This is a genomic window from Rhodovulum steppense (assembly GCF_004339675.1).
GTDB classification, from domain to species: Bacteria; Pseudomonadota; Alphaproteobacteria; order Rhodobacterales; family Rhodobacteraceae; genus Rhodovulum; species Rhodovulum steppense.
On the sequence record NZ_SLVM01000023.1, the window covers coordinates 36,323 to 52,141 of the forward strand.

At 65.3% G+C, this 15,819-nt stretch carries 18 protein-coding genes and 1 pseudogene; 7 read left to right on the top strand and 12 right to left on the bottom strand.

Annotated features, from left to right (window positions below):
* Positions 1–164: 164 nt before the first annotated feature.
* The 12 genes and pseudogenes from EV216_RS14110 to EV216_RS14165 all read right to left on the bottom strand — a co-directional run bounded on the left by EV216_RS14110 (position 165) and on the right by EV216_RS14165 (position 10,489).
* Positions 165–1,430, bottom strand: a complete 1,266-nt coding sequence (locus EV216_RS14110) for an NAD(P)/FAD-dependent oxidoreductase (RefSeq protein ID WP_132696171.1) — start codon at positions 1,428–1,430, stop codon at positions 165–167.
* A 59-nt stretch (positions 1,431–1,489) separates the two neighbouring features.
* Positions 1,490–2,206, bottom strand: coding sequence for a c-type cytochrome (locus tag EV216_RS14115; RefSeq protein WP_132696172.1), 717 nt, complete (start codon positions 2,204–2,206; stop codon positions 1,490–1,492).
* Between the two features lie 146 nt (positions 2,207–2,352).
* The gene (locus EV216_RS14120) at positions 2,353–2,943 is read right to left on the bottom strand and encodes a thioredoxin family protein (RefSeq protein WP_132696173.1); all 591 of its coding nucleotides are present in this window, start codon (positions 2,941–2,943) and stop codon (positions 2,353–2,355) included.
* Positions 2,944–3,097: 154 nt separating this feature from the next.
* Positions 3,098–3,727 (bottom strand): annotated as a pseudogene (locus EV216_RS14125) (c-type cytochrome); the annotation flags it as partial.
* Positions 3,711–4,976 carry a sulfite dehydrogenase gene (soxC, locus tag EV216_RS14130; protein WP_132696175.1) on the bottom strand — a complete coding sequence of 422 codons (1,266 nt, stop codon included), beginning with the start codon at positions 4,974–4,976 and terminating at the stop codon, positions 3,711–3,713. The gene soxC and the pseudogene EV216_RS14125, both read right to left, overlap by 17 nt.
* Before the next feature lie 58 nt (positions 4,977–5,034).
* Complete coding sequence (soxB, locus tag EV216_RS14135) at positions 5,035–6,726, bottom strand: thiosulfohydrolase SoxB (protein ID WP_132696176.1); 1,692 nt, start codon at positions 6,724–6,726, stop codon at positions 5,035–5,037.
* Between the two features lie 107 nt (positions 6,727–6,833).
* Positions 6,834–7,694 (bottom strand): sulfur oxidation c-type cytochrome SoxA, encoded by an 861-nt coding sequence (gene soxA / locus EV216_RS14140; RefSeq protein ID WP_132696177.1) that lies wholly within the window; start codon positions 7,692–7,694, stop codon positions 6,834–6,836.
* A gap of 31 nt (positions 7,695–7,725) precedes the next feature.
* Positions 7,726–8,055: a thiosulfate oxidation carrier complex protein SoxZ gene (soxZ, locus tag EV216_RS14145; RefSeq protein WP_132696178.1), complete on the bottom strand. Its 330-nt coding sequence runs from the start codon at positions 8,053–8,055 to the stop codon at positions 7,726–7,728.
* 21 nt (positions 8,056–8,076) lie between these two features.
* Entirely contained in the window at positions 8,077–8,496 is a 420-nt protein-coding gene (soxY, locus tag EV216_RS14150) for a thiosulfate oxidation carrier protein SoxY (RefSeq protein WP_132696179.1), read from the bottom strand.
* A gap of 42 nt (positions 8,497–8,538) precedes the next feature.
* Positions 8,539–9,015 (bottom strand): sulfur oxidation c-type cytochrome SoxX, encoded by a 477-nt coding sequence (gene soxX, locus EV216_RS14155; protein WP_132696180.1) that lies wholly within the window; start codon positions 9,013–9,015, stop codon positions 8,539–8,541.
* Positions 9,016–9,161: 146 nt separating this feature from the next.
* Positions 9,162–9,728, bottom strand: coding sequence for a thioredoxin family protein (locus EV216_RS14160; protein ID WP_132696181.1), 567 nt, complete (start codon positions 9,726–9,728; stop codon positions 9,162–9,164).
* A gap of 23 nt (positions 9,729–9,751) precedes the next feature.
* Complete coding sequence (locus EV216_RS14165) at positions 9,752–10,489, bottom strand: cytochrome c biogenesis CcdA family protein (protein ID WP_132696182.1); 738 nt, start codon at positions 10,487–10,489, stop codon at positions 9,752–9,754.
* A gap of 67 nt (positions 10,490–10,556) precedes the next feature.
* On the opposite strand from EV216_RS14165, the gene EV216_RS14170 reads away from it, so the two are divergent.
* The 7 genes from EV216_RS14170 to EV216_RS14200 form a co-directional block, all read left to right on the top strand.
* Positions 10,557–10,955, top strand: a complete 399-nt coding sequence (locus EV216_RS14170) for a hypothetical protein (protein WP_132696183.1) — start codon at positions 10,557–10,559, stop codon at positions 10,953–10,955.
* The gene (locus tag EV216_RS14175; protein WP_132696184.1) at positions 10,955–11,449 is read left to right on the top strand and encodes a GlcG/HbpS family heme-binding protein; all 495 of its coding nucleotides are present in this window, start codon (positions 10,955–10,957) and stop codon (positions 11,447–11,449) included. The genes EV216_RS14170 and EV216_RS14175 overlap by 1 nt, the downstream gene beginning before the upstream one ends.
* An 18-nt stretch (positions 11,450–11,467) precedes the next feature.
* Positions 11,468–11,857: an ArsR/SmtB family transcription factor gene (locus EV216_RS14180; protein WP_132696185.1), complete on the top strand. Its 390-nt coding sequence runs from the start codon at positions 11,468–11,470 to the stop codon at positions 11,855–11,857.
* Positions 11,858–11,900: 43 nt separating this feature from the next.
* Positions 11,901–12,947, top strand: coding sequence for a YeeE/YedE family protein (locus EV216_RS14185; protein WP_132696186.1), 1,047 nt, complete (start codon positions 11,901–11,903; stop codon positions 12,945–12,947).
* On the top strand, positions 12,944–13,690 hold the full coding sequence (locus tag EV216_RS14190) for a heparan-alpha-glucosaminide N-acetyltransferase (protein ID WP_279388221.1): 747 nt from the start codon (positions 12,944–12,946) through the stop codon (positions 13,688–13,690). Before EV216_RS14185 ends, EV216_RS14190 begins: the two co-directional genes overlap by 4 nt.
* Before the next feature lie 684 nt (positions 13,691–14,374).
* Positions 14,375–14,953: a hypothetical protein gene (locus tag EV216_RS14195; RefSeq protein WP_132696188.1), complete on the top strand. Its 579-nt coding sequence runs from the start codon at positions 14,375–14,377 to the stop codon at positions 14,951–14,953.
* 40 nt (positions 14,954–14,993) lie between these two features.
* Positions 14,994–15,819 (top strand): HAMP domain-containing protein (locus EV216_RS14200; RefSeq protein WP_132696189.1); only part of this gene is annotated, 826 nt, incomplete at its 3' end.

Sequence of the window (15,819 nt, forward strand, 5' to 3'; positions counted from 1 at the left end):
CGGTTGATCCGGGATTTCCCGCGAGGCCGACCATAACACATTCTGTCCTGACGACGGCATGGGCCGCGCGGACGCGTAACCTGTCGCGGCAAGATGCCGCCTAGCCGCGGCGCAGCGCGGGCCCCGCCCGACGGCGGGGCCCGCAAAATCCGGTCGGGAACGGATCAGCCGAACATGTCGGCGGTGATGCCCGAATACCATCCCAGGCTTTCCTCGTAGGTCAGCTTGCGCAGGTCGGCATCCTCGCCGGTCTGACTGACGAAGCCGTCCACCTTGGCGATCATCTCGTCGGTCGGCGCGTAGGAGGCACCTACCTTCACCCCGTCATCGGTGTCGATCAGCGACCAGCAGGTATTCGAGTAGCGCGCCGGGAAGGCGGTGGACCCGGTCAGCGCCGCGCGCACCTGCATCGCAGCCACCTTGGCGTGGCTGTTGGCCGAGAAGCCCGATTTCGGCATGTCGCCCGCGATGGTGGCATCGCCCAGCACATAGATGTCTTCGTCCATCCGGCTTTGCATTGTGGCGGGCACGATGGGGCAATAGCCGTTCTCGGCCGTCAGCCCCGCCAGGTCGGCGATGCGGCCGGCCTTCTGCGCCGGGATCACGTTGCAGACATCGACGGTTTCGACCTGGCCGTCGATATCGACCTCCATTGTCTCGGGGTTGACCGAGACGTTGGTGCCGCCGAAATCCGGGCCGATGCGCTGGATCATGCCAGGATAGTGCTTCTGCCAGCCTTCCTCGAACAGCGCCTGCTTCGAGAAGCTCGCCTTGGGATCGACGATCAGGATCTTGGCGCTCGGGTTCCGCTCGCGCAGCACATGGGCCACCATCGAGATCCGCTCGTAGGGGCCGGGCGGACAGCGGAACGGGTCGGGCGGGGCGATCATGCAGAACACGCCGCCTTCGCGCATCCCCTCGACCTGTGCCTTCAGGAGTTGGGTCTGGCTACCCGCCTTCCAGGAATGCGGCATCCGGTTCTGGGCCGAGATGTCCCAGCCGGGCACCGAGCCCTCGACGAAGTCGATCCCCGGCGCGATGATCAGCTTGTCATAGGCGAAGGCATGGCCGCCCGCGGTGGTCACGGTCTTCGTGTCCCGGTCGACGCCGACCGCCCAGTCATGCACGACATTGATGCCGTAATCCGAGGCCAGCTTGCCATAGCTGTGCCCGATCGAGGCGAAGTCGCGGAAGCCGCCGATATAGAGGTTCGAGAAGAAGCAGGTGTAATAGGTGCGGGTGGGCTCGATCAGGGTGACGTCGATCGCACCCTGGCTGTCCTTGGCGATGTAGCGCGCCGCGGTCGCGCCGCCCGCCCCTCCGCCCACGATCACCACGCGCGGCCGGGCCTGGCCGATCAGAGGCGTGGCCGACAACGCGGCGCCGAGCGCGAGGCTCGTGCCGAGAAAACTCCGTCTGTTCAGTGTCATGTCGCTTTTCCTCCCTGGACATGATCGCGCGTTTCCATTGTCGCGATGGCGAAGGCCCGCTAGGGCGTGAGCGAGCCGAAATAGGCGGCAAGCGCGGCGATCTCCTCGTCGGAGAGCCGGCCCGCCATCATCTGCATCACCGGATGGGGCCGGAGCTTCTGCTTGTAGGCATGCATGGCCAGCACGAAATCCCGCTGCGGCCAGAGCACGATGGACGGGATTCCCTGATCGGAGCCGTCGCGCTGGTGGCAGGTGGTGCATTCGCTGGAGAGATACTCACCATAGGCCGTGTCGCCGACGATGGCGAGCGTCTCTTCCGACAGCATGGGCAGATCGGCGCGCGCGGTCGGCGCGGCCTCGGGGATGTTCGAGGGCCGGTCCGAGAAATCGCGCAGGAAGGCCAGCAGATCGGCGCGCTCGCCCGGATCCTCGAGCCCGTCAAAGCTCATCCGGGTGCCGGACACCAGGACCCGCGGGTTCTCGATATAGGCGTCCAGCGTTTCCAGCGTCCAGGTCAACCCGTCACGGCCCATCCGCGTCATCGAGCGCGAATAGGGAAAATCGGAGATGGCCCCGGCGCGGCGGCCGAAGATGCCGTTCAGCGGCGGGCCGATGCCGATCTCGGCCTCCGGGCCGATCTGGTGGCAGCCGCTGCAGAAGACCCAGATCTCGGCCCCGCGCTCGGCATCGCCGATCGCCTCTGCCCTTGTCTGGGCATGCGCCTGACCGACCACGGACAGGGCCAGTGCAAGACCAAGAAAAAGAGCCTCCCTCATATTCAAAGACTGCGATGGATCACGGGGCCGATCAAGGGGATCCTTCCGCAAAAGCGGGCTTTCGCTGACCTTTTATCGTTCGGAAAAATCAAATTATTCCAGTTCTTTGCAGCCGACCAGCCTGCCGCACCGCAGCGCCCGCACCGCTACCAGACATCGGGATCGATTCCCCTCTCGCGCAGCGCGGCGAACTTGTCCTGAAGATAGCGTTGGAACGGCTGTGCACGGTATTCCCCGGTCGCGACATATTCCAGCGCAGAAAGGTAATGGAACGGCTTCAGATAGCCCGGCAGGCGGAACGCCTCGGCCTCGGCCCGGCTGGCCGCGCCGACCGCTTCGGCAGGAAACAGCACCGTGGTCGGGGTGAAGTTCACCGCCCATTTCGCAGCCAGCGCGCGTTCCTCCAGCGTCTCGCCATCGAAATCCAGCACCCCCCGCGCCCCCCAGAGGTCAAGCTGGACGACGTCGAAATGCGACGTCAGGTAATCGGCGATCTCGGGGCGCGCAAAGTTCACCGCATGCAACTCGCGGCAATAGGGACAGCCGGCCTGCTCGAACAGGACCATCAGCCCCCTGCCCCCTGCTGCGGCCTCGGCAAGGTCGTCGCCGAGTTCAAGGAAACTGTCCAGGAACCAGGGCTGCTTGTAGAGTCCGTCATCGCCCTGCGTGACGGCGCGCGCGGGATGGGCCAGCGCGAGGGCAGCCCCGCCCGCAAGGATATCGCGGCGTGTCGGCATGTCGTCCTCCCCTTGAGCCGGTTCTAGTGCGGAAACGCCATCCGTCCAGCGCCAAGAAAAAGCGGCCCCCGGAGGAAGGGGGCCGCGCGCCGGTCCGGGAGGGGGGACCGGTCAGCCGGATACGCCTGGCCGGGCGCGCCGGATTTGCCTACATGTCGGGCGTGACGTTCAGGACGGTTGCCCGCATCGTGATCTCCACGCCCTCCTTGCAATCGGTCATGCAGGGCTCGCGCACGAACAGCGGCAGTTCGACCTCGTCACGGTCATCCGGGATGAAACCGTCGACATTGGGCATCTGGACCTCGATGAAATTCTCGTTCGACAGCTCGAAATCGTCGTCCACCAGGAAGTTGGAATAGAGAATATAGGCGACGATGGCATAGACCTCGTCGGGTTCCAGCACCTGCGCGCCGCCAAAGGGCATCGAGCGGTTCACATAGTCCCAGACCGTCGAGAGATAGGGCCAGTAGGATCCGACCGTCTTGACCGGGTCGGCATCGTCCAACGTGCCCTCGCCACCGGCAAGCTGCGGCCAGTTGTCGACACCTTCGGCGAATTCGCCATGGCAGACCGCGCAATGGAACGAGAACAGATCCTCGCCATCGGCCACGGTGCCGGACCCGACCGGCAGGCCGCGCCCGTCGGGCATCACCTTGACGTCCCAGGCGGCGATCTCTTCGGGCAGCGCGGGCCGGCCAAGGCCCAGCCTCTCGGCCAGCGCAGGGCCTGCGCCCAGCGTCACGGCCAGCGCCGTGCCGATGGCCAGATCACGAAACCTCGACATTTTCCGCCTCCCCGTTCGCCTTGACCCACCAGGTCTGGATGCCGTTGTTGTGGTAGATCGAGTTCAGCCCCCTGACATCGCGCAGCTCGTTCTTGGTCGGCTGGACATAGCCGCTGCTGTCCATCGCCCGGCTTTGCAGCAGCATCTCCGAGCCGTCCCACTCGATATCCAGGTAGAACCGCGTCAGCGCCATGGGCTGGCCGGGCTGGGCCAGCCGCGCGACCTGCCAGGTCTTGCCACCGTCGATCGAGACATCCACCCGCTGGATCGCGCCCCGCCCCGACCAGGCAAGCCCGGTGATGACCAGCGGACCCGGCCCGTGGGTGATCGGCGATTGCGGGCTGGGCGAGGTGACGACCGACTTGGCGTCCATCACCCAGGTCCATTTGCGGCTGATGCCATTGGCCAGCGTGTCGGTATATTTCGAGGTCTCCTCGCGGCTTTCGACCGGGCCGTCGGTGACCTCGATCCGGCGCAGCCACTTGACCCAGAGGTTCCCCTCCCAGCCCGGCACGACAAGGCGCACCGGATAGCCATGCTCCTTGCGCAGCGCCTCGCCATTCGCCTTGAAGGCGACAAGGCAATCGTCCAGCGCCTTGTCCAGCGGGATCGAGCGGCCGTTCGAAGAGGCATCCGCCCCCTCGACGAAGATCCACTTGCCCTCGGTCCTGATGCCCGCCTCGTTCAGCAGGGTGCGCAACGGCACGCCGGTATATTCCATGTTGTGGATCATGCCATGGGTGAACTGCGCGCCGTTGAGCTGCGCACCCGCCCATTCCATGCCGGTATTCGCCGCGCATTCGCAGAAATAGACGTGGTTCTCCCGCGGGAAGCGTTCCAGATCCCAGTAGGTGAAGACCAGCGGCGTATCCACCAGCCCGTTGATCATCAGCCGGTAGTCTTCCTTGGGCAGGTCGATGGCACCCGAATGGTGCCGCTCGAAGGCGCAGCCCTGCGGCGTGATCGTGCCGTCCAGCGCATGGATCGGCGTGAAGTTGATCGACGAGATCACATCGGCCGTCAGCCATTCGACATTGCGCCGAACCACGTCGGATTCGTAGTCGATCGGCAGGCCATAGGGCGTGGCATCCACCCCCTCGCCGAAGCCCTGAGCCCAATGCTGAACCTCGGTGATCAGCGGATCGGGTTCTTGCGCCGCCGCGCCGCCCGCGGCCAGCGCGCCCCCCGTGGCAAGCCCCGCCTTGAGAAAGCCGCGGCGGCTGGTCGTGGGTGTGACGGGACTTGTCATCGCTGCACCCTCCTCCTGGTCTGGTCTGGAAATCTGGCTCATCTCGTCCTCCCGCATCTCAGGCGCCGGTCACCTGGACCGACATGTTCGGATCGACACTGACCGTGCCCTTGCGCCGGATATAGGCTTCGACCACGTCCCAGATCGGCGGACCTTCGGTGCCCTCGTTGACGCTGGCCCAGCCCGAGACGACATAGGTCCTGGACGGGTCGATCGCCTCGCCGGTCTTCAGCAGGGTCATGTTCGTGATCCGGCTGCCCTGCGGTTTCGACACGTCGATATGGTAGCCCATGCCACCCACCCGAACCATGTCGCCGCCCTGCTGGTAATAGGGGTCGGGGTTGAACAGGTTGTCGGCCACGTCCTCGAGGATGACGTGCAACATCTCGCCGCTCATCTCGGACCGGTAGGCGTTCGGATAGCTCATCGAGGTGACGTTGAAGACATCCTCGCGGGTGATCGGATCGCCGGGGACCAGGCTCGGCCCCCAGCGGAAGCCGGGGCTCAGCGCGATATCGGCCTCGCGCTCCTCGATCAGCGCGTTGCAGATCAGGTCGTCCCAGGTGCCGTTGAAATTGCCCCGCCGGTAAAGCAGGCTGTCGGTGGTGCCCAGCACCTCTTCCAGGTCCGCCTTGTAGGGCGCGCGCTCCGCGTCGATCAGCGCGGCGACCTCCGGGTCGGGGGCGATCACGTCCGAGAAGATCGGGATCAGCTTGTGGCGGAAGCCCAGCACCTGGCCGCCCTGCACATCGAGGTCCAGCCTCGTGACGAACTTGCCGTTCGAGCCCGAGGCGATCAGCAGAGTCTGGCCGACCAGCACCGGTTCGGGCAGGGCGTCATGGGTGTGTCCGGTCAGGATCACGTCGATGCCCGGCACGCGGGCGGCCATCTGGCGGTCCGTGTCGAAGCCGTTATGCGACAGCACCACGACCAGATCGGCACCGGCCTCGCGAACCTCGGCGACAACGGCGGCCATGCGTTCCTCGCGCACGCCGAAGGACAGGCCGGGGAACATCCAGCCCGGGTTGGCGATGGGCATGTAGGGGAAGGCCTGGCCGATCACCGCGATCTGCGCGCCGCCCCGCTCGAACATCTGGTAGGGTTCGTAGGCGGGTTCGTCCCATTCGGCATCGAAGATGTTGGCGCCGAGGAAGGGGAAATCCAGCCCCTCGACGATCTCGTTCACGCGGTCGATGCCAAGGGTGAATTCCCAGTGGCTGGTCATCGCATCCGGTTTGAGCCGGTTCATCACGTTGACCATGTCCTGCGCATTCGTCTTGAGACAGGTATAGGACCCGTGCCAGGTGTCGCCGCCATCCAGAAGCAGCGCCTCGGGCCGGTCGGCGCGGATCGCGTTCAGCACCGTCGCCACCCGGTCAAGCCCGCCCATCCGGCCATAGCCCTTGGCCAGCGAGACGAAATCCACATAGCTCAGCGCATAGGCTTCGGGCGTGCCGGGCGTGATGTTGAACATCTTCAGGAAATCTTCGCCCGTGACATGTGGCGGCTTGCCGGTCGCCGCGCCTACGCCAAGGTTGATCTCGGGTTCGCGGAACCAGATCGGCTTGAGCTGGCCATGGATGTCGGTGATGTGGATCAGCGTGACATTGCCGAAGGTGTCGAATTGCAGCAACTGGTCCTGGCCCAGCGCCTGCTGCGCGGCGAGTTTCGCCCAGTTGCCGATACCGGAAGCCCCGTAGACGGCCGAGGCCGCCACCGCCGCCTGCAGGAAATCTCTGCGCGAAATCATCGTCTCAGCATCCTTTCTGGCGCGTTCCACACATTCTCACATGCGCGAAACTGAATATTTCAGGCCGGAAAAAACCCGCGCCAGCCGACCGGCGCGGGTTTCCGGGATCAGTTGCGGACCGAGGGCCCCTCGACCGAAAGACCATTGCCGCGCGAGGCGACGTAGAGTTCCAGCGCCACGAATTCCGGCGAGCCGACATCGAAAGGCACGCCGCGGGTGTCGCGGATGCAGCCGTTGAACCGGTCATGCAGCGCATTCAGCCGCGTGTTCTTGAGCCGGTAGGTCGGAAAGCCGTTCGACATCCCCATGCTCAGGTGATCGGCCCGGATGTAGTTGTCATAATTCTCCTCGTGGCAATTCGCGCAGGACATATCGAGCTGCCCGAAGCGGGTATAGTAGATCTCCTTGCCCTTCTCCCACATCTCGCGGGCCGGGCCGTCGATGGCCACATTCACCGGCAAGCCGCGCGAGACCGAGGCGATCAGCGCGGTCATGTTGACCATGTCGGCACCGATATATTTCCACTCCTCGGCGCCCATCCGGTTGGTGCGGCAATCGTTGATCTGCATCTCGATCGTGCGCACCTCGCCCGCGCTTTCCACCCATTTCGGATAGACCGCGCGCACGCCCCGCATGCCTTCCTCGACCGTTCCGTGGCAATCGGCGCAGGATTTGCCTGCGCTGCCCTCGGCGGTTTCCCAAGCCTCGATGGCCATTTCAGCGGCGCTGAAGCCCGGATTCTCGAAATCATCCATCTGCAACGCCTGGGTTTCCCGCGTGCGGAAGGTCCAGCCAGACCGGATTTCGGGCAAGGCACCCTCAAGATGCGCGGGGGCTTCGGCGCGGGTAATGATCTGGATCTCGTCATTGATCACCAGATCCGCGTCCGGGTCCGCCGCCGCGGCCCCGGCGAGGATCGCCAGGCCCGCGGAAAATGTCGTGATCACCCTGATCGGCGCGGTCTTCATGCGTTTCCCTCCCTTGAAACGGCGATGTGCGTCAGGCGACCGCGATCGACTGGACGTCCTCGTAGACCGATCCGTCGTCGTCGTACCAGGTGAACTTCATGTCCCCCGTTTCCGGAACGATCGCCTCGAACTCGAAATACGGGTTGGTCGAGATCGCCGGCGCCAAATCCACGTCGATCACGTTCTGGCCGTTGAACTCGACAGTGAAGCGATTGATGATCGACCGCGGGATCAGATTGCCATCGCTGTCCTTGCGCTGACCGGATTCCATCCGGTGGCTGATCAGCGTCTTGATCACCACGGACTCGCCCGCCGACGCCGTCTTCGGAACCCGCACGCGGGGTTTGACATCCTGTGCCATGTCCTGTGTCCTCCTCTATCCTCAGCCGCCGCAGCCGCCGATGGTGACCTTCACTTCATTTGCCGCCTGAACGAAGCTGCCGTCGCCCATCCGGGCAATGGCGATGACGTCCTGCGTGCCGGCCAGACGGATGCGCGTCGCGGCCTTCTGCTTGCCGGCAAGCGGGCCGAACCTGAAGGTGGCCACATCCGGGGTCGGGTTGCCCGAGGCCAGCACCAGGATTTCCTCGGCGCCGGGGGCGTCGACCTCGATCGGCACGGTGTTGCCGTTCTCGGCGATCTCGGGGGTGGTCAGCGTGATCCCGCCCGATCCCACCTCGGCGCCGCCCGTGAACGCGGCGATCTGCTCGTCAACCGCTGCGCGGGCCGCCCGGGTCGGCAGCATCAGAGCGGCGGCGAAGCCCGCGCTGATCGCGATTGCCCCTCGTCTCGTGAATTCCATATGTCGACTCCTCTCTGCTGTCGGATCGCCCGTGTCGGGCACCTAGTCGGTCAGCGTCATCAGGTAGGCCACCGCATTCTCGATTTCCTGCGCGGTCAGCAGCGGCCTTACTTCGCCCTCAAGCGGCTTGGTGGTGAAACCGTCCGCGATACGGTTGAACCCGTCCACCTTGTAGAAGGACGGCATGACCGTGCCCTCGAACACGTTCTTGGCGTTCACCAGGATGCCGCGGATCATCGCCTCGGGATAGCGCGAGGCCACGCCATCGAAGGTTGGCCCCACCTCGCCGTGGAAAGGCACATCGGCAAGATCCGTCGCCGCATGGCAGGCAATGCAATTGGCATTTGCACGATTCGACATCAGCTTGCGCCCCGCCTCCGGATCGCCGGGCGTATCGGTCAGGGGCGCCGCGACATAGCCAGACTCGTCGAACACGACCTCCAGAGGGGCCACCTCTGCCGCATGCGCAGACGTCAGGCCCGCCGCAAAGCAGAACACGCCCAGTGCCACCTTTCTCATTTCAAAGAATCCTCCCGCGTCTTCTCCCTGACTTGAAAGGTAACGGAAGTGCACCATCGCATGCAACAACGAATTAGGTTTTTTGCATACGACAACTTCTCAGGGATTTCAGGTACTTCCGCGAAGAAGAACCCATATTAGTGATGTCAGTTATCACCTTCGGCGAGAACCCGCGCAACGTATTTCTGGAAATGCTCGTCGCCTTCGTAACCCTTTTCCAGGACCCATTGCAGCAAGGCCCGCGTGGTGCCCTTGCCGAAGGCGCCCGGCATCGTTGCGACCGCCGCCTGCCCCGCGGTGCCGCTTTCGGGCGCCTCTTCCGGCATGAACATCAGCGTCGGCGTGAACACGATGCCCCAGCGCGAGGCCATGTCCTTTTCGGCGCGCGTCGTGCCGTCCAGATCGGTGACCTGGACATCCCCGAACAGGTTCATCTGCACGACGAAATAGTTCTCGCGGATCAGCGCCTCGATCCTGGGATCTGGAAACACCTCCTCGTGCATCCTGGTGCAGTAGATGCAGCCGCGCTGTTCCCAGATGACCAGCATGCGCTTGCCCTCGGCATTGGCCTCGGCGAGGTCCTCGGACATGTCCTTGAACGTGTCGCGCAGCCAGTCGGGCTTGTGCAGACCGTCATCGCCAAGGGGTGGCCCGGCCAGCACGGGCGCCGCAAGCGCCAAGAACCCGGCGGCAAGAAGCGTGGTCAGTCTCATGTCTTTCCTCCCTTTCCAGAGTGTCAGCCGATCCGCGAGAACCACGGCACATGGTCGATCATGAACTGCGCGATATAGGCCACGGAATTGGTGGCGATGAGCACGGCGAACAGGATCAGCATGCCGCCCATGACCTTCTCGACATGGCCCAGATATTTCCGGTTGCGCTGCATCCAGCGCAGGAACGGCCGGGCAAAGGCCGCCGCTATCACGAAGGGCAGCGTCATCGCCAGCCCGTAGACCAGCAGCAGCGCGCCGCCCTTGACCACATCGCCCATGCCGCTGGCCACCATCAGGATCGCGGCGAGCGCCGGACCCACGCAGGGCGTCCAGCCGAAGCCGAAGGCCAGCCCCATCAGATAGGCACCCAGGATCGTCGTGGGTTCGGCCTTCGATTCGATCCGCGCCTCGCGATAGAGGAACGGAATGCGCAGCACGCCCAGGAAATGCAGTCCGAACAGGAACAGGATCGCGGCGGCGACATAGGACAGTTCCTGCCGCCAGGCGGCAAAGCCCTTGCCCAGCGCCGTCGCCCCCATCCCCAGCAGCACGAAGATCGTCGTGACCCCCAGCGCGAAGAAGACCGCCGAGACGACCAGACGGCGCACCGCGCCCGCGGGGATATGGTCATCGCTGCGCAATTCGCCCATTGAGATCCCGGCCATGTAGCACAGGTAGAAGGGCACGATCGGCAGGATGCAGGGCGACAGGAAGGACAGGATGCCTGCGATGGCGGCGCCGCCGAAGGAAATGTCCAGCATCAAGGCCCTCCCTTGCCGTGGATGCGAAAACACATTACGATTTTTATATGTAACGGGGCGGCCGCAAATGAAACGAGTATTTGCCGCATTTCTTTGCGCGGGGCTTTTTGCCTCCGCGCCTTTTGGCGTTGCGCGCGCCGAGCTTGTGCTGGCAATGTTCGAGCGCGCGGGCTGCATCTATTGCAGGATGTGGGACGACCAGATCGCACCGATCTGGCCGCGGACGGCCGAAGGCGCAATTGCGCCCCTGCGTCGGCTCGACCTGGACCGGCGGTTGCCCGACGACATCCGGCTTGCCAGCCGCCCGGTCTTCACGCCGACCTTCGTGCTGTTGCGCGACGGGGTGGAGGTGGCGCGTCTGGAAGGCTATCCCGGGGAGGATTTCTTCTGGGGGCTGATCGGGGAGATCCTGCGCAAACAGCCCGAATGGGCCGAGAACGACGAAAAGGGAGGAGTCGAGGGATGATGAGAACGCTGATTGTGACGGCGGCGCTGATGCTGCCGACGGGGGGCGCGCTGGCGGCCGAGGATGCCTTTGTCGAGTTCCGGACACTCAAGCCGGAACTGGCGATGCAGGCGGCGATGGCCGCGATGGAGCATTGCCGGGCCGAGGGCTATCAGGTCGGCGTGGCCGTCACGGACCGCTCGGGCACGCTGCAGGCCTTCGTGCGCGACCGCTTCGCGGGCGCCCATGTCGAGGAAACCGCCCGGCGCAAGGCCTGGACGGCGGCCAGTTTTCGTACCAGCACGCTGGACCTGGGCGAGTTGACCGCGCCGGGCACGATCTATGCCGGAATCCGCGATCTCGACCAGGCACTGGCGCTTGGCGGCGGGGTGACGATCGAGCATGCAGGCGCCATCGTGGGCGCGATCGGCGTCTCGGGCGCGCCCGGCCCCGATCTCGACGATACCTGCGCGCGTGAGGGCATCGCCGCAATCGAGGAGGCGATGGGCTTCTGAGGAAGCCGCAGGAGGCCAATGGCAGCAGACATCGCCCATGGCGGCACGCATGATCCCGAAGAGGGCGGCCTTCCGGCCGAGGACATGGTCCAGCATGCCGAAACCGCATCGAGCTTTCTCAAGGCGCTCTCGCATGAAGGGCGGCTGATGATCCTGTGCCATCTGACCACAGGCGAGAAATCGGTGACCGAACTGGAAACGCTGCTCGCCTCGCGCCAGGCCGCGGTCAGCCAGCAACTGGCCCGGCTCAGGCTCGAAGGGCTGGTGAATTACCGGCGCGAGGGCAAGGCGATCTACTATTCGCTGGCCGACGAACGCGCCCGGCGCGTTCTGGAGTTGATGCACGACATGTTCTGCAACGCACAGAACCCGCCGCCGCATGTGGCCGGTGGGCACGAGCGAAGATAGGACCCGGGGTCGCGCCAATCACGGCCCGGGGCGGGGAGGACGGATGGACAGCATTCCCGCGGGCGCCTGGGCGGCGCTGATCGGCCTTGTCACGGGCTGCATCCTGGGCCTTGCCGCCCGGCTGGGCGATTTCTGCACCCTCGGCGCGGTGGAAAGCGCGATCTATGGCGAGGACCAGCGCCGACTCAGGATGTGGGGCGTGGTGCTGGGCACGGGCATCGCGGCGACCTTCCTGCTGGCCGCGACGGGGCGGATCGACCTCTCGCTTACGCCCTATCATTCCATCGCCTGGAACCCGCTGGCCTCGATCCTTGGGGGCGGGCTTTTCGGCTATGGCATGGCACTTGCGGGCAATTGCGGCTTCGGCGCACTGGCGCGCTTCGGCGGTGGCGACCTGCGCTCGCTGGTAGTGGTCGTCGTGATCTCGATCATGGGCTTCGTCACGCTGTCGGGGCCGCTTGCGCCCCTGCGCGACTGGGCCTTCCCGCAGGAACCCTCCGAGGGCATGCAGGGAGTCGCACATCTGCTGGGCGGCCTGTTCGGCCTGCCGGTGCTGGCCGTCGCGCTGGCCATCGCGGCCGGTTTCATCGCCTGGGGCGTCGCGCATGCCCCGCTCAGGGCCGAGCCACGGCGGATCGGCTGGGGCATGGCCGCGGGGCTGGCCATTGCGGGCGCGCTCTGGGGAATGAGCCACCTGAACGAACTCAGCTTCGGCGCGGTCGATGTCGAGGGCCATACCTTCACCGCGCCGCTCGGGCGCACGCTGATGTGGCTGATGACCGCTTCGGCGGGGGGGCTGTCATTCTCGGTGGGCTCGGTCCTGGGCGTGCTGCTGGGAGCCTGGATCGGGTCCTGGCACAAGGGCAGCTTTCGCTGGGAGGCCTGCGAGGACCCGCGCGAGCTTGGCCGTCAGGTGGGCGGGGCGGCACTGATGGGCATCGGCGGCGTGGTCGCGATGGGCTGCTCGATCGGCCAGGGCGTGACCGGCTTCTCGACGCTGGCCTATTCGGCGCCGGTGACGCTGATGGCGATCTATGCGGGCGCGTTCCTGGGGCTCAAGCGCCTGATCGCCGGGTTCCAGCCGGATTGAGCCCGCCTGCCCCCCCTGCCGGTCGGATTGACGCCATCGACCTCGCCCGGACCATGGCGCTGGTCGGGATGGGGGTGTTCCATCTGGTCTATGACCTCGAGATGTTCGGCCACCTGCCCCCCGGCACCGCGGTCACCGGCGGCTGGCGCATCCTGTCCTTTGCCGTCGCCGGGTCATTCCTGTTCCTTGCCGGGGTCAGCCTGCAACTTGCGCATGGGCACGGGCTGCGGCCCCGCGCCTTCCTGCGCCGCCTCGCGATGATCGCCGGGGCCGCGGGCCTGGTCAGCCTTGGCACCTGGGTCATGTTCCCGACCAGCTTCGTCTATTTCGGGATCCTGCATTCCATCGCCGCAGCCAGCATATTGGGGCTGGCCTTCCTGCGCCAGCCCGCCGTGCTGACGCTTGCCGCAGCGGGCGCCGTGCTGATGGTGGCACAGACCGGCCTGGGCCTTGCGCCCTCGTTCCGCGGGATCTGGCTCGACTGGACGGGCCTTACAGCCAGCCCGCGGCCGAGCGTCGATTTCGTACCGATCATCCCTTGGCTTGCGCCGTTCCTTTCCGGTATCGCACTCGCGAGTCTGGCGACCCAGGCCGGGCTTCACAAACGCTTCGAACGACACGCCGCCGCCACGCCGCTGATGCGCAGGCTCACCTGGCCCGGACGCCACAGCCTTGCCATCTATCTGCTGCACCAGCCTGTCCTGATCGGTCTGGTCTGGGCGGGCACCTGGCTGGGCCGCTAGGCCCGCCCATGTCTGCCGGTGCCGCGGGGCAAGGATCCGTCGCCCGCGGGCCTTCCTGACGCAACCGTCCTCCTCGTCGCTTGCCCGACATGGCGATCTTTCGTCCCTCCCGTTCCGGGCATGGGAGCAGGTTGAAAACGAAACCTGGCCTGTGGAACCGGCGGCATTCGCGCGAGGCATGCGGGCCGCCCTTCTCGCGCAGGATGGCACCCAGCGCCACCAGAACGGCGTTGCGCTTGTGGCGGGCCTCCGGTGACTGATGCCGGGACAATACCCGGGCGAAACGCACCTTTCTTGGCGAACCGGCGGTATGGTTAAGAAGTGGTTTCAGCCGCCTGCTGGCGAACTCCGTCCTGCAGAAAGCACTGCGCTTGATCGGATTCGCACTGCGTTCCAGCGCCCGATCGTGACACGAGGACCCTCTCTTTATTCATTCTTATTCAGCATATTATACGGATCCTTTCACACAGGGACATCCTACGAGCCCACCGCCCCGACACCGACCCGCACCACCGGACCGCACAATTGCACCCCAGCCTGAATCGCGTCCGGGGTCCGACCGCCCGTCCGACACGCGCCGCGAGGAGGGGCATGTTAAAACTTCGGTAGGTGATTCGAACTACCCCTTTAGGGCATCCGCGCCATTCATGCACGGCGCTGGCATTGATCCAGGAAAGGAATCCCATGGTCCGCTCGATCACCAGACTCACCGCCCTTCTCGCCATCGTGACCGCCTCGGGCGCCCATGCCGGCGATTACGATGCCCAGTTGACGGCCTATCTCGACAACTCGGTCCGCCCCTGGGCGACGGCGCCGATCATCATTGACGCCATCAAGGCGCAGAATGCCCATACCGAAGGCTACGACCAGGCCCGGATCGACGAGCTTGATCTGGCCTGGCGCGCGCAAGTCGGCGCGGCCGACAGCCCGATGATCTCGCCGATGCTGGCCAGTCCCGTGTCCGAGTACCTGCGCGAACAGTCCGCCGCGGCCAACGGTCAGGTGACCGAGATCATCCTGATGGACGCCAAGGGGCTGAACGTCGCGGTCTCCGAAGTGACTTCGGATTACTGGCAGGGCGACGAGGAAAAGCACTTCCTCACCTATGCCATTGGTCCCGACGCAATCCATTTCGGCGAGGTCGAGTTCGACGAGTCGTCGCAGAGCTACCAGGTGCAGATTTCCTTCACCATCAACGATCCCGAGACCGGCACGCCGATCGGCGCTATGACTGTGGGCGTTGACGCCGAAGCCTTCATGTAGATCACGCGATCCGCGAGCCGTCTGGAACAGGAGACGAAAGATGCAAGGCATTTCTGGTACGACGGCTCGCAGCCGCGTCGGCAATTCGGTTTTCATCAAGGGCGCGGCGCTCGTCGCGGTCACGACCATCCTCGTCGTGGCGATGGTCCTGACCGCATCCACGCGCAGCGCCTATGACATCGTTCACCGGCATCTTGGCAACCTGATGGCCGAGATGACGGTCTCCGGCGCGGATGGCGTCTCGGGCCATCTGAGGTTCGGCAAGCTCGATGCGGTGGAGGCCCAACTGGGCCTCTACGCCGAGCGCGCGGAGGACCATTTCGTTCAGGTCGGGGTCTGGTCGGGCAGCGGGGAACGCGTTGTCCAGTTGGGCACGGCGACACCGGCGCAATCTGCCCGCATGGACGAACTTGCACGCCGCGCGCTCGAAACCGGCCAGATCGCGCTGGACAGCGGGGCGCTGATCGTTGGCGTGCCCGTGATTTACGGAGATGCGTCGATTGGCGCTGTGGGCGCCGTCTGGACGGCCGACGGGCTGATGGGCGAAATGCTTCTTGACGCCCTGCCTGCGATGTCTCTGGCGGGGCTACTGTTCCTGATCCTGCTCGCGATCTCGACATACCTTCTGCGCAAATCGATCGGTCAGCCTCTGCAACGGGTCAGCGGCGCCATGGCACGGGTCACCGCGGGCGCCTATGGCGATGAAATTCCGATGACCAACAAGGGCGACGAGATCGGCGTGATCGCACGCAGCCTGGATTCGCTGCGGCTCAAGCTTGCTGCCGCCGAAGCGGCTGAGGCGGGTCGTGAGCGGGCGCGGGAAGAGCAGTCGGAGGCCGTCGAACAGCTTGGCCGCGGCCTGACCG

Bases quoted from the DNA above. Each gene is read 5' to 3' on its own strand.
- EV216_RS14165 (WP_132696182.1), bottom strand. From the start codon at position 10,489: ATGCTGGACATTTCCTTCGGCGGCGCCGCCATCGCAGGCATCCTGTCC.
- EV216_RS14195 (WP_132696188.1), top strand. From the start codon at position 14,375: ATGGTCCGCTCGATCACCAGACTCACCGCCCTTCTCGCCATCGTGACC.
- soxZ (WP_132696178.1), bottom strand. From the start codon at position 8,055: ATGGCACAGGATGTCAAACCCCGCGTGCGGGTTCCGAAGACGGCGTCG.
- soxX (WP_132696180.1), bottom strand. From the start codon at position 9,015: ATGAGAAAGGTGGCACTGGGCGTGTTCTGCTTTGCGGCGGGCCTGACG.
- EV216_RS14185 (WP_132696186.1), top strand. From the start codon at position 11,901: ATGGACAGCATTCCCGCGGGCGCCTGGGCGGCGCTGATCGGCCTTGTC.
- soxY (WP_132696179.1), bottom strand. From the start codon at position 8,496: ATGGAATTCACGAGACGAGGGGCAATCGCGATCAGCGCGGGCTTCGCC.
- EV216_RS14175 (WP_132696184.1), top strand. From the start codon at position 10,955: ATGAGAACGCTGATTGTGACGGCGGCGCTGATGCTGCCGACGGGGGGC.
- soxA (WP_132696177.1), bottom strand. From the start codon at position 7,694: ATGAAGACCGCGCCGATCAGGGTGATCACGACATTTTCCGCGGGCCTG.
- EV216_RS14115 (WP_132696172.1), bottom strand. From the start codon at position 2,206: ATGAGGGAGGCTCTTTTTCTTGGTCTTGCACTGGCCCTGTCCGTGGTC.
- EV216_RS14120 (WP_132696173.1), bottom strand. From the start codon at position 2,943: ATGCCGACACGCCGCGATATCCTTGCGGGCGGGGCTGCCCTCGCGCTG.
- EV216_RS14110 (WP_132696171.1), bottom strand. From the start codon at position 1,430: ATGACACTGAACAGACGGAGTTTTCTCGGCACGAGCCTCGCGCTCGGC.
- EV216_RS14160 (WP_132696181.1), bottom strand. From the start codon at position 9,728: ATGAGACTGACCACGCTTCTTGCCGCCGGGTTCTTGGCGCTTGCGGCG.
- EV216_RS14180 (WP_132696185.1), top strand. From the start codon at position 11,468: ATGGCAGCAGACATCGCCCATGGCGGCACGCATGATCCCGAAGAGGGC.
- EV216_RS14170 (WP_132696183.1), top strand. From the start codon at position 10,557: ATGAAACGAGTATTTGCCGCATTTCTTTGCGCGGGGCTTTTTGCCTCC.
- soxC (WP_132696175.1), bottom strand. From the start codon at position 4,976: ATGACAAGTCCCGTCACACCCACGACCAGCCGCCGCGGCTTTCTCAAG.
- soxB (WP_132696176.1), bottom strand. From the start codon at position 6,726: ATGATTTCGCGCAGAGATTTCCTGCAGGCGGCGGTGGCGGCCTCGGCC.